The 13,831-nt window shown below is 45.4% G+C and carries 8 protein-coding genes; 3 read left to right on the top strand and 5 right to left on the bottom strand.

What is annotated here, in order from left to right; all coding sequences use genetic code 11:
- Window positions 1-49: 49 nt before the first annotated feature.
- On the bottom strand, window positions 50-1,033 hold the full coding sequence (locus BMX95_RS18425; protein ID WP_081202569.1) for a GlxA family transcriptional regulator: 984 nt from the start codon (window positions 1,031-1,033) through the stop codon (window positions 50-52).
- Window positions 1,034-1,175: 142 nt separating this feature from the next.
- On the opposite strand from BMX95_RS18425, the gene BMX95_RS18420 reads away from it, so the two are divergent.
- A complete protein-coding gene (locus tag BMX95_RS18420; protein ID WP_081202570.1) occupies window positions 1,176-1,664 on the top strand; it encodes an SRPBCC family protein in 489 nt (162 codons plus the stop codon).
- A 49-nt stretch (window positions 1,665-1,713) separates the two neighbouring features.
- Here the strand turns inward: BMX95_RS18420 and BMX95_RS18415 are convergent, their stop codons facing one another.
- From BMX95_RS18415 to BMX95_RS18400, 4 genes are all read right to left on the bottom strand, one after another.
- Window positions 1,714-2,802 (bottom strand): glycoside hydrolase family 43 protein, encoded by a 1,089-nt coding sequence (locus BMX95_RS18415; RefSeq protein ID WP_081202571.1) that lies wholly within the window; start codon window positions 2,800-2,802, stop codon window positions 1,714-1,716.
- Window positions 2,803-2,831: 29 nt separating this feature from the next.
- Window positions 2,832-5,555, bottom strand: a complete 2,724-nt coding sequence (gene galB, locus BMX95_RS18410) for a beta-galactosidase GalB (protein WP_081202572.1) — start codon at window positions 5,553-5,555, stop codon at window positions 2,832-2,834.
- A gap of 101 nt (window positions 5,556-5,656) precedes the next feature.
- Entirely contained in the window at window positions 5,657-7,384 is a 1,728-nt protein-coding gene (locus BMX95_RS18405) for a RagB/SusD family nutrient uptake outer membrane protein (RefSeq protein WP_081202573.1), read from the bottom strand.
- Between the two features lie 33 nt (window positions 7,385-7,417).
- The gene (locus tag BMX95_RS18400; RefSeq protein WP_081202939.1) at window positions 7,418-10,507 is read right to left on the bottom strand and encodes a SusC/RagA family TonB-linked outer membrane protein; all 3,090 of its coding nucleotides are present in this window, start codon (window positions 10,505-10,507) and stop codon (window positions 7,418-7,420) included.
- Window positions 10,508-11,497: 990 nt separating this feature from the next.
- Here BMX95_RS18400 and BMX95_RS18395 point away from each other — a divergent pair.
- Window positions 11,498-12,754, top strand: a complete 1,257-nt coding sequence (locus BMX95_RS18395; RefSeq protein ID WP_081202574.1) for a YdcF family protein — start codon at window positions 11,498-11,500, stop codon at window positions 12,752-12,754.
- Window positions 12,755-12,895: 141 nt separating this feature from the next.
- Window positions 12,896-13,771: a hypothetical protein gene (locus BMX95_RS18390; RefSeq protein WP_081202575.1), complete on the top strand. Its 876-nt coding sequence runs from the start codon at window positions 12,896-12,898 to the stop codon at window positions 13,769-13,771.
- Window positions 13,772-13,831: the final 60 nt, after the last annotated feature.

Raw genomic sequence — 13,831 nt, 5'->3', positions numbered from 1 at the left:
GTATTGGTATAGAGGCTGTCCTGACTTTTAGTTAGGATGGCCTCTTGCGTTAATTCAGATGGCCCTCTTTGTTGAATTTGGCTTTGTAGTCGAGCGGAGACAGTCCGGTGATCTTTTTAAATACTTCCCGGAAGGCTTTGTCATCCGCGTAGCCAACATCGTTCATGACTTCGAATACTGTTTTCCGGCCGTTTTCCAGCGCCCGTTTGGCTACTTCTACTTTAACCCGTTGTAAATATTCCACGGGTGTATTGCCGGTAGCTTTTATAAAACGCCGGTCGAAATTACGGCGGCTGATGGCCAGTTTTGAAGCCAGTTCTTCGAACGAGATCTTCTCGCCCAGGTTCTCTTCTATGAAATTCTGTGCCTCGCATACCAGGTCATCGCCATGGTTCTTTTGTATTTGGAATATAAGGAAAGGCGATTGCGAAGAACGTTCAATATCTATCTGAAATATTTTTGAACAGTAAATAGCCGTTTGCCGGTTAAAGTATTTTTCAACCAGGAACAAACACAGGTTTAAAAAAGAGAATGCGCCGCCATTGGTATAAATACCCGGTTCAGTGGCAATGAGTTTATCGAGGTGCAGATTGATATTGGGGAACATGCGTTTGAAATCGGTAGCCACATTCCAGTGAGTTGAACAGGTTTTTCCTTCCAGTAAACCGGTGGCTGCCAGCAGGAAGGCGCCGGAACAAATACTGGCAATTTCGGCCCCGTTTTTATATTGGTCTTTGATCCAGTTTACCAATTCCAGGTTCTGTTGAATGATAATATCGAAATCCCGGCAGGCCAGCGATGGGATGATCACCAGGTCGGTTTTTTTAATTTGTTGTATATGTACAGGATGGATGGTAAACAGGCCGGCATCGAGTTGCAATTCTTCCCCATAACCTGCCACCTGGATGGTCATGCCGGATTCATTTCCCAGCCGTTGCCAGTATTCATTGGCCCGCTTTAGAATTTCATACGTGCCGGTAACGCTGCTCAAATTCACATCTTCGTTCGGTACCAGTATGACCACCTGTTTCATGATAAAAAATTTGTATTAAAGATACGGCAATACTTTGTCCAAATCAACCCAGTAAAATGTCTAATTAGTACCCGGCCCATACTGCATTAAGACAGTACCTTTACTATCAGGAACTTATTTTTAATAATCAAATATTATAGCTATGCATTCAAAAAACTATACAACTTCTATTGAAGTTGATCAAACACCGGCAGAAGTGTTCCGGGCTATTACCAATCCCCGTGCGTGGTGGTCGGAAGGGATTGAAGGCAAAACCGAAAAGTTGAATGATGAATTTGTTTATAACTACCGGGATGTGCATCGGGCCCATATGAAATTGACCGAAGTCGTTCCTGACAAAAAAGTTGTTTGGCAGGTACTCGACAACTACTTCAATTTTACGCAGGACGAGCATGAATGGAAAGGCGATACCATTATTTTTGAAATTACCTCAACCGGCAATAAAACGCTCCTGCAATTCACCCAGATTGGACTGACTCCCGAAAATGAATGTTATGAGGTTTGTGAGAAGGGCTGGGGGAATTATATAGATGGCAGTTTGTATAAGTTGATCACTACTGGTAAAGGAATGCCAAATCCGAAGGAAGGTGGTTTTAATGAAGCGTTGTTGAAAGAGATTACCAGGTCGTAAGTTGTGAAGGTGGGCCATCCGCCAGCTGGCGGATGGCCCACCTTACAGTTTATTTCTGCGAATGTATCGTTTGAATGGTCCCATCAGGATTATAGGTCAACTGAGTCACCTTTACGTTGCGTAAATGTGTTTTGCCCGAGAGTTGAACATCGTGGTAGAACAAATACCACCTGCCATCTTTTTCAATAATGGAATGGTGATTCGTCCAGCCCTCTACAGGCGCTAACAGCAAACCTTTATAGGTGAATGGGCCGTATGGACTGTCACCAATGGCGTAAACGATATTATGCGTGTCGCCGGTTGAATACGAGAAATAATATTTGCCATTGTATTTATGCATCCAGGATGCTTCGAAAAAGCGCTGGTCGTTGTTTTTCTCTTTGTACAAGTTCCCGGCGCTGTCCAGTATTTTAACTTCCTTCACTGGTTCTGCAAATGACTTCATATCTGCATTCAACCTGGCTACCCGGGGCAGTATGGCCAGCTCATCGGGCTGACGCAATTTGCGGGTGCTGTCGTATTGGTTGTTTTTCCATTTTTGTAATTGACCGCCCCAGATGCCGCCAAAATACATATAGAACGAACCGTTGTCGTCTTTGAATACACAGGGATCAATACTGTAACTGCCTTTAATAGGTTCTTTTTCGGGAGTAAAAGGCCCTTCCGGTGTTTTTGAAGTAGCTACCCCAATTCTGAATACATCCTGTTTGTCTTTTACCGGAAAGTACAGGTAGTAGGTGTTATTGGCAAAAGCGGCATCGGGCGCCCATAACTGGCGACCGGCCCAGGGAATATCTTTTATATGCAAGGCAACACCGTGGTCAGTTACTTTACCGCCCACGGAATCCATAGAAAGGATGTGATAATCCATCATGTTGAAATGGTCGCCATTGTCGTTTTCAGGAGTACCTGTGGCCGTATCGTGCGACGGATAAATATAAATGCGTCCATTAAAAACATGCGCTGAAGGATCGGCGGTATAAATATGCGTTACCAGCGGTTGCGATAAATACTTGTCGTTTGCTGTAGTGGTTTTCACTCCCGTTGAATCGGGAACCGGTGTTTTGTCAGATGCAGCATCGTTACAACTGCAGACGACAGCGATAGCGGAAGCCAATAAAAAACTGTTTCTTTTCATATGTATTGTTTGTTGTCTTGTATGGTGGTTTAGTTAGTTTTTATAATTGTTTTAGCAGAAGCAAGTCCTTTCCCTGTCGCTGTTACAGTAATAACACCCGGCGCTCCCTTTTTTGCACGAACGATCACCAGTGCCAGTCCTTTGAATGCATTTCTAACTGGGGAAGGAAAAGGGTCCAGGTTGGCGGCATCGCCATTATCGGTCGCTACTATTTCACCGGGACCTGAAACGCTGAATGAAATTAAGTCGCTGGCGTCCGGTGCCAGTATGCCCTGTGCATCCGTTACACGCAGGGTAATAAACGACAGGTCGGTTCCATCTGCTTTTATCAGACTTCGGTCTGGCTGTAGTTTTAGTTTGGCGGCAGCGCCTGCTGTGTGAGCCGTATCATATGCCCAGGGTTTACCGTTCCTGTAAGCAACTACCCGCAGTGTGCCCGGGGTATATTGTACGCTGTCCCAGCGAAGGCGGTATTCGTAGGGGCCTTTCTTTTTTCTGCCCAATGATTTATTGTTTAAAAACAATTCTGCTTCATCACCTGAAGTGAACACATGTACAGGTGTGATCATGCCGGTACGTTCGGGCCAGGTCCAATGGGGCAGTATATGTGCCATTGGTAAATTGGGGCGCCAGCGGGCCTGGTACAGGAAAAAGCGGTCTTTCTTAAAACCTGCCAGGTCTATTATACCGGAATAAGAACTACGGGCCGTATAGTACGGGGTTGGTTCGCCGATATAATCCCATCCGCTCCACACAAATTCTCCGGCCACATACGGGTGTTTGTCCTGTGAGGTAAATACTTTGTCAGGCGAGGCGCCAAAAGCGGCTGTATACAGTTCATAGGCGCTTACAAACCGGTTGTCGGGATCGCCGCCGGTGCTGTCGCTTACCGGCGCACTGATACCATTGTATACCGGGAAAATATAAGTGCCGCGCGAGCTTAATGTCGACGCCGTTTCACTGCTCACGATCATTTTATTGGGAAATTTGCTGTGAAATGCCGGGTATAAGGGCGATGTTCTGATGCCTTTGAGGTGCGCATAGGCCGGTGCATCCCGGATGCCTTCGCCCTGGTAGTTCAAACAAAGGAGGTCGAGTGCTGCGGGAAAAGGCATGTCGGGTTTGGCGTAATTCATGGAAGCGGTCGCCGGCCGGGTGCTGTCTTCATCATGTACTATTTCAGCCAGTTTCCGGGCCACCACAGCTCCGGTGTCGCCGGTATATTGTTCGCCTACTTCATTGCCGAAACTCCAGGCAATAATGGAGGGGTGATTTTTATCGCGCCTGATAAATGAACGGGTATCGGGTTCATACCAATCGGGAAAGATCAGGTGAAAATCATGGGGTGTTTTTTTTCTTTCCCAGCTGTCGAATATTTCATCGATCACCAGGAAGCCCATCTTGTCTGTAAGCTCCAGCAATTCAGGGGCAGGCGGGTTGTGCGATAAGCGAATGGCATTGCAGCCCAGTTCACGCAACAGCTCCAGTTGTCTTTCCGCCGCCCGGGTATTAAAGGCCGCACCCAGCGCGCCGAGGTCATGGTGCTGGTTCACTCCCTGAATACGCACCGGTTTCCCGTTTACCAGCAGGCCTTTTTCTGCATCAAACTGAAGCGTACGGATGCCAAAACGGGTTTCATATTCATCTATAATTTTATTATTAGCATATACTTTGGTAACGGCCAGGTACAGGTTAGGTTTTTGTGCAGGAGCGGGACCCCACAACATTGGATTGTTGAGTACAACCGAATTGTCAGTTTGTATTTTCTTTCCTGCGGGAACCGTATTGGTGGAGCGGGGAAAGGTGGTTGCTTTATTGCCTGCTTTCCCGGTTTTTTCATTGATGGTGAAGATCTCTGTGACCAGGTCAATGCGTTGATTGGTTGTGGAATTGTTTTCCAGTGTAATGGCCAGGTCAACAGTGGCTGCGGTGGCAGATACATTTTTCGTATGTATGAAAGTGCCCCATTGCGCTATATGCACAGGCGCCAGTTTTGTTAACCATACGTTCCGGTACAGACCGCCGCCAGGATACCAGCGGGCGGAATTGGCCGGATTGTCGAGCCGGATTGCCAGTTGGTTGTCGCTACCAGGTTTTATGTAAGGTGTGAGGTTAAGCCGGAAAGAGTTATAGCCATACGGCCAGCCGCCCACCAGGTTTCCATTCAGCCAAACCATGGCATACGACATGGCGCCATCTATATCCAGGTAGATCATTTTATCCTTATCTGTAACGGGAATGGTCAGTTTGCGGCGATACCAGGCTACACCAGGACTGGGTAAGCGCCCCATGCCGCCACCCACTTCTGCAGGATCGCCTTTGAAAAAAGGGCCTTTGATGGCCCAGTCGTGCGGTAGGTTCACCGGCTCCCAACTGGCATCATTGAAATTGCTTTGTACAAAAGGAAAATCACTGCCGGGGTTACCTCCAGGCCGCTGGTGCTGTTTGGCCGGGTCTTTTATAAAATCATTGGCGCTGGGCAGGATCCAGCTTTTTAATACGTTTGTTGCCGCAGTGACCGCTACGGCTTCGGTAGGTTTGGAGTCTGCCACTACATTGTCGTTCCGGTCAGCCACTTCCGGACGGATGTCGTAGATCAGTTTATCGGGTGTGGAAGTGTATTTCATAAACCTCCAGCCTTCGTTTATAGAAATGCGTTCCCGGGCAGGGTTAACCTGACTGATACCGTCTGGCAATAAGAAAATAGTTAATGTGATAAATGAACAAATACACCGGACTGTTTTCAACTGCATGAACAACTATTTTGTCAATATGAATATACTGAATTAAAAAAAACTAAGGAGAGATGAGTTAGTTTCCCTCCTTAGTGCTGGTTTAATCAGAGCCTTCCCGGTTAATAGCCCGGGTTTTGTTCAAGTACTGCCTTATTGTTCTTTTCAATTTCAGTAACGGGTATGGGCCATAAGTTGTAATTGTCTTTCATTTGAGGGCCATAAAATGGATTGCATTTCCGGGTCCTTTCCACCCACTTGCCCAAACGCATCAGGGTTAACATTCTTTTTTCTTCGATGCCCAACTCCCTGAGTCGTTCGTCGAGTATGTAATCAAGATTTACGTTAGCTGATAATACATCCGACGCACCTGCCCTTCTTCTTACTGCATTGATGTCAGCTGCAGCCGCCGTTGTGTTATTTAAGCCAACATAGGCCTCTGCTCTGAGCAGGAAGGTTTCGGCCAGCCGGCTCATATACTGATCGATATAGGTACCACCTGCACCTGCTTTCAGCGCATACTTTTGTACAGGGTCTGTTGATGTTGGGTTGGCATATAAAGAAGTTGGATAATCGTATGGCTGGCTGCACTTTGATTGATAAGGGTAAAATGCCCGGTCCCATTTTCCTTTTTGAATAGGTCCATTGATGCCGGTTAAATCTCCAGGCGGGTTTTGAGTGGAAATTATTTTACCATAATAAGGGCTTTGCGGATTGTTCGACACAAATTCCCTGACAAAATTGTTATTCGCATTGCGAATATCGTTGATGAAATCGCTTTGCCAAACGGTATCGCTGAACCAGTAAGAAGGGGCCAGGAAGCCTACACCCCGCCCACCGGTATAATCACCCATAGGCCAGTTAAACAAAGGGACTTTGGTGGTGCCTACCGGCGATGTTAAATCCCGTACCAGTGGGGCATGTACGCGTTCTGCTGCATATACGCCAAATTGTGATCCACCGGTGGTACTGCCGCCGCCGCCTGGTACATCTGTTTCAATTTGTATTACCCATATGGCTTCTGTGTTGCCGGCTGATTTTCTGTTTTGATTACCACGCTGGAACAGGTCCCAATACACATCGCCGGGCGTAACTGTTCTGCGGGTGCCGAACCGGGTTGTCATCAGTTTCATGGCCGGGTTATTGATGACCTTTGTGGCTGCATCAACCGCTTTCTGATATTGTTTGTCGGCATTATATACTTCGGCAAGCAGGTGATAAGCAGCCGTGCTGCTGATCTCTCCATCCTTCACGGATGTGGAGGCGATATCGGGTAGATTGGCAGCTGCAAAATTCAGGTCTTCTTCTACCTGTGCGTATACTTCTTCCCTGGTAGCGCGGGTGAAGTCTGTTTTGGGTGTTTCTATTTCATTTAAGTTCAGCGGAACGCCGCCATATAAATAACCAAGCGCCCGGTAAGCCAGCCCCCTGAAAAACTTGGCTTTTGCTTCAAATAAAGTTTGTTGTGCTGCCGTAAGGCTGGAAGTAGGAAGCCGGTGAAGAATGGTGTTCGCTTCCTCAATGATCTTGTAATGCGGCGCCCAGGCAAAGTTGGTGATGGCTGTGGCGCTGGCGGCAATCTCTCCGGGCAGGTTAGCCGCAGTGGCCGTAGCATCGTAATAAGCATCTGTGCGGTACATGTACCAGAATGGGTTGAAGTCATTGACCGTATAATAATGACTTCTAACCAGACCGTATAAGTCATTAATTGAGGCATTAAAATCGGCCTCTGTGTTAAAGGCGTTGCTGGTGCTTAAGAAGGAGGAAGGGTTTTCATCGAGGAAGCTTTTCTTGCAGGAAAGGCTTCCGGCTGTAAGCGTCGCCAATAATATATATGCGTATCGTTTCATGTTAATTTTTTTAACCGTAATAGATAAACTAAACTAATAGGTGATGTTCACGCCCACTGAAAATGATTTCATTACTGGTCGTCCGTTAGTTATTAAGCCCATAGGTTGATTATTGAGATCAAGTGCTTCAGGGTCCCAGCCTTCCCAGTTGGTCCAGGTTTTTAAGTTCTTTCCGCTTACAAATACACTCAGCGACTGGAATTTTATGGTCTTGATCAGGCTGGTAAGATTATAGGAAACAGATACATCCTGCAATCTGATAAAGTTTCTTTTCTGCCATATCTGGTGAACCGTTGGATTGCCTGTAGCGGCAGCGGGCTCAACCTTGGCATGTGTGCCTGAAATATTGCGGGGATATTTTCCCGAAGGATTCGCAGGCGACCAGAAATCTGTTTGAACCGGATAATTATTACGGATGGCATTATCGTCACGGAAGTAGAAAGGACTGTTGGGGCCCAGGAAGCCATCTTTGCCACCTTGAATAGAATTGAAGAAAATACTTACCGACAGCGCTTTCCACGAGAACTGGTTATACAGGCTGAGCTGGTAAGCTGGTTCTCTGCGACCCAGGAAAACCCGGTCTTTGTCGGGCGTAATATCATTATCCTTGTTCTGGTCAACCAGGCGTTCTGTGCCTGTAATAAAGCCAGGGATAGGCGTTTCACCAACCTGATAAATACCGTTGGGTTGGTAATCGTATATGGCGTTGCGTGATTTGTTGATGAACAGGCCGCTTGCCGGCAGGTCATCTTCTTTGCCATCATGATCCGCATCGGTTCCTGTAATAGTAACGATCTTGTTCCGGTTAGCCCATACGTTGGCGGTAGCTGTCCAGTGAAAATTTTGCTGGTCCAGAATTTTATAAGAGATGGATGCCTCTATACCATTGTTGCGCAATTCGCCCACATTGGTTTGAATGATGCTGAAGCCGGTAATATCCGGGATGGCAATACTGTATAAAAGATCTTTGGTGCTGTTGAAATAAGCATCGATGTTACCATAAAGCCGGTTATTGATCAGGTTGAAGTCGATGCCGAAGTTTAACCCGCGTGTTTTTTCCCATTTCAGATCGGGGTTACCAAGGGCTACTACCTGCTGGCCAATGGCCGGGTTGCCTCCATCGCCAAATACATAAGAAGGATTAACATTTACCCTGGCTATGGAAGTGTATCTCGGTGTTTGGTTGCCACTTAAACCATAACCTGCTCTTAGCTTCAGGTAGTTCACGAAAGAAATATCTTTCATGAAGTCTTCTGAAGAAATGATCCAACCCAGGGCTGCTGTGGGAAAGTAAGCATACTTATTGTTGGCGGCAAATCCCGAGAAGCCATCGCGGCGAATGGTAGCCGTTAACAGGTATTTATCGTTGAATTTATAATTAAACCTTGCCATTTGGTAGTTCAGCCTTTCTGTCCACTGGCCCGTTGTATCATTAAAAACAGTGCCAAGGGAAAGATTATTATAACTAAGGTTAAGCCGGTCGAACCCGGTTGCTCTTGCGTAGGTAGAGTCTGCTCTTCTTTCTATGGCACCATATAATAAGGTGGCTGAAATATCATGTTTGCCGAATGTTTTACTATAGGTGAGAATATTATCGAATGTGTAGTCATAATATTCTCTATTGTATTTTGAGGCTTCCCCGGTCGAGTTGGCGCCATAAATGCTGCTGAAAAAATGCTGATCAACGGTATAATTATTACCGAAGTTCATGCGGTAATTGAGTCCTTTCAGAAAGGGGAAGTCGATGTCGGTATACACGTTCGCAAACAAATAATTGTGTCTTTCCTTATCATCAACATAATAAGTTGAAAATGGATTAGGTTCCAGTGTTTTGGTAGGGAAGGGAATCAACTTGCCGGCAGAATCGTATGGCTCTTGCAGGGGCGACCAGCGCATAATGCTGTTCAAAGAAGGTTCGGCCCCATCCTGGTTTACAAATGACCCGCTGGAAATGATTCCTACCTTCCACCAGGTGAGCGGTTTTACCTCAATATTGGCCCGGATACTTTTTCTTTTAAAGATATCATTGATGACAAATCCCTTTTGATTGGTCAGGCCGCCTGATAACAGGTAAGTGACCTTGTCGCTGCCACCTGAAATGCTCAGGTTATTTTCAATGATGTTTCCGGTATTGGTAGCCGCATCGTACCAGTTATAATCATAGGGCAATAACTGACCATTGACTTTCATGGTGGCATCTACCCAATCCGCCACATTGAAGCTTGGGTCCGGTGTGGTATAATCGGGAGCCAGGTATGCCTTATTCCAGGTTGCCTCTGTTATATTTTTCAGGTATTCTTCACGGTTCATTGGCCGCAGGTCACTGGTGGGTTTTTGGCTGGCGTAAGAACTGGAAAAACTGATCCTTGTTTTGCCGGCACGGCCTTTTCTGGTAGTGATCAATAATACACCATTGGCGGCCTGCGCTCCATATACCGCGGTAGAGCTGGCGTCTTTTAATACATCTATAGAAGAAATGTCATCAGGATTGATAGATGATAGCGAGCCGGTGTATTGAATACCGTCAACGATAATCAGTACATTCTGGTTACCGCTAAGGGTATTTTGTCCACGAACCGAAATGGGCGGCGTGCCACCGGCGTATGTTGACAACCCAACATTTAGTCCCGGTACCGTTCCCTGCAAATATTGACCAACGTTGGTATTGGGAGAATTGGCCATTGTTTCCAGGTTTACACTGGCAACAGAACCAGTAAGGTCTTTTTTGCGGCGGGTACCATAACCAACCACTACTACTTCGTCAAAACTTTGGGTAACAGCGGTCAGTTGAACGGTCAATTGATCACTGTTTCCTACAGTCACTTCTTTTGCTTTAAATCCAATGTTTGAAATAACGAGCACAGCCCCTTTAGTGGCTGCTATGGTAAATTCACCTTTTTCGTTGGTGGAAGTGCCGGTGTTGGTTCCTTTTATGGAAACAGTAGCACCTGCTATAGCTGAGCCTGAATCACTGGTAACCCGGCCATGAACGGTTGTTCCCTGGGCGAATGCTGAGATAGGCCCGCTCAACAGACAAGCAGTGGAAAATAGAACAAATAATAACCGCCCGGTAGATAACCGGAAAAAGCTGGCTATTATTTTGTGCTTAGTTAACTTTTGCATGAGCATAGTTTGATTTTAATGCGTTACTAATAAATGATTATGGAACGGGAGGGTAACTGGTTAGGGTAGCCGGCTGGTTCTGCAACCCGGGTCAGATTGCAATGAACTATTGTTAATTCAGTATAATAATGAGGTATAACTACAGGGAATGGGGCTATGGAAGAAGGACATAGCCCCGGTTTGGCAATTGAAAGATTTTCCGCAAGCAGCATACAGCAATTAGTTATTCAATTCTCAATCGTTATCAATCGGTGAGATAGCAGCGGTGCTATCAGAGACGAAATTATATAATTTCTAAAGAAAATGTAACCGATTACAAAAATAATTGGCACTTTTTCGGTAAAAGATTTCTAATTGCAGCACATGAACGTTTTAATGGGGACGGGAGCATAAATAAGGGTGACCTGAAATCGATTCCAAAAAAACCAGGCAGGACGCCATGATCTTTGGGAAAACACGGCAGGTGGGGAGTTGAACTGGCAGTCCCCTTTAAAAACCATGACCATAGTAATATGATATATGTCAGTGGTTTAAGGATTTTGGGCAGAAATTGTTTAAAAAGTAATTAATAACAGGTGGAGGTATTGAAACGCATGCTGTTTATGATATGATTTTTGCAAAAACCGGTATTTTATTAACTGCCGGACAGCTTTTTTTAAAATGCCGGTTTTATAAAGCTGTATACCGCTGATTGCATGTAACCGATTACAAAGTATACGGTTATTATCCTTTGAAAATGATGCATTATCCGGGATCCTGTATCACTTCCCCGGGGAAACGATATGTTTCTCAGGGGTTTTATGTTCTGAACCTTTTTGCAACTCATTCAATTATTAAATGCATTAATAGTTGCCATAACCGCATTAACCTGCTTTTTCAACTGTCGTTATTGTCGTTCTTACTTACATTTAATAATTGCATAATGTCTTATTGATAATAGAATAACGCAACTAAACCAATTTTGCATTCGATTATTCCAACTAAGGCAACATGAGAATATTTGTACTGGCTACACTTTTATTTGGTATTGGTATTATAGTAAATGGTCAACAGACTACACCGGATCCCCACTACAAACTGATCAGGGGCAACAACTTTGTGCAATCAAAGAACTACTACTTGCTTACCCTGTTGCAACAGGATAGTGTGGTAGCAAAGATGTTGGAACACGATACCTTACTGGCTTCTATAGCAGCAAACAAACTGGCAGGTCTTTCAAAAGCCGGTAAAGAATGCACTGGTAATTTGGCCTGTTATGCAGAACGCATGGAGTTTAGCGAAAAAGAAATTAGTGACGTAAGCGCCCGTTTAATGGCATTATATAATAATAACAATGCGTTGGGCCGTTTAGTGCAAAAACATTTGATTGCTTCCGGTGCCTATATCTTATATAAGAACAGTGCCCCTGCGGAAATGCTGGTAAAAGCCTGGGAGCAGGATGCACGTGGTATCAACTATGCCATTGGCGTATATGCTGAAGGTAAAAAACCGAATTATCCCCTCATTGATTCCATCAGCTTCAATGTACATGACAGACGCTACGGTTCATTATTATATACTACCACCTATACCGTAGCCAGCGAATGTGCCGATGCCCGTTTGTTTTTTGTACCCTCCCTTACCTGTGCGCTTCGTTACCTGGAAATAAACGAGCGTGAACAGGCAGCCGATTACGAACCTATGACAGAAAAAGCGAACAAAGCGGCGTTTGACAGGATCAAAACTATTAAATGGAATGCGTATCCCTATTCTGTGATCCTGGTACCTGGTGCGGGACCTGAAGAACCCCAGACGCCATTAAGTGCTGAAGGTATGTTGCGTTGCAGACTGGCTGCCGTGCAATATAAAAAAGGCGCTGCGCCTTTTGTGGTGGTATCGGGCGGTAAAGTACATCCGTACAAAACCACCTGGTGCGAAGCCATTGAAATGAAAAAGTTCCTGATCGAAAAATTGAATATACCCGAAAACGCCATCATCATTGAGCCACATGCCAGGCATACAACTACTAATTTACGAAACTGCGTACGGCTCATTTACCGATATGGAATGCCCTTCAACAAAGCCTGTGTCACTACCACTTCAGGTGGGCAAAGTATGATGATCACTAACACACTTGCCGCGAGATGCTTAAAGGAGTTAAATGAAGTACCCTTTCAAAATGGCAAACGCCTTACGGAAACGGAAGCTGAGTTTTTTCCAGCCATTGAAGCATTACAAATTAATCCAACTGAACCATTAGATCCTTAGTCCGGGAAAGAATTTAGAAGTAGGAAATAAGAAATAAGAAACAGCTGAAAATCGTAGCTCGCTACTGGTTTCGGATTCGTATTGCCTGTCTCGTACGGCTTACTTCCTGCCTCATCCGTTTATATCATCAAAACACTGTTTATGAAACTTTTCTCCATTGTGGCAACAAGCTTGTTCTTTCTATTCTCCTCAGACCATCCAGCCAATATCAATATGCAAATTGAGCAGGCCCGCACAGTCGATTCACTAGGAGCCTGTCAGGGTGCCTCTTTTCAAAAAGGACGCCTGTTCTTATATGGTGATCGGGAAGTAGGTATGATCCGCGAATTTAAAATGACCGGCGACTCACCGGTTTACATAAATAAAGAAGTTAAGCTTACTGAGAATGGGGTGGATGTGATCAATCACCCAACGGGTATTGCCTGGAATGGACAGGCACCCACTTTTATTGGAAACAGCATTCGGCTCGATGCGGCCGGTACCAAATGGAAAGCAGTGATATACTGTGTAAACTGGCAGGGTTTGTTAACCACCGGCACACTGGATGGCAACCTGCTCAATACCATCGAAGATGATGCCTGCATACAGGGAACCCGGCCCGAATACGTGCAATACAAAGGCAAGTGGTATGTAGCCACAGCCGATTATGGCGATAAAGGAAATGAAGTGCGGCTATACGATCCTGCCTTATTGCAACATGCAAAAAAGACCAGCGAAAAAGGCGTGCTGGTAAAAAAGTTTACCTGTACACCCTGGGTGCAAAATCTTCACTGGATCGCCGCCAGGAATATACTGGTGCTTATTCAGAACCAGATAGAAGGCAGAAGATGGCGGTTCACCTACCTGGATTTTAATAAATCAATGGAAACCGGCACACAACAGGTAATTAAAGTAGTGGACCTTGACCGCACCGATGAACTGGAAGGATTTACGTTCCTCGATGGTGACTCGAAAGGCATAGCGGTTAGCTCATCGCGAAGAGATAATGTTAATGATATGAAGGTTAGTTGGAAGTAGGGGCGAGGTACTTCTACTTCTATAGATCTCCGAAGTAATTTATAAAGTATAAGCGATCTT

It is taken from the genome of Niastella yeongjuensis (genome assembly GCF_900110245.1).
Taxonomy (GTDB): Bacteria; Bacteroidota; Bacteroidia; order Chitinophagales; family Chitinophagaceae; genus Niastella; species Niastella yeongjuensis.
The sequence above is the reverse complement of the archived record's forward strand: the minus strand, read 5'-3'. Positions and strand labels throughout refer to the sequence as shown.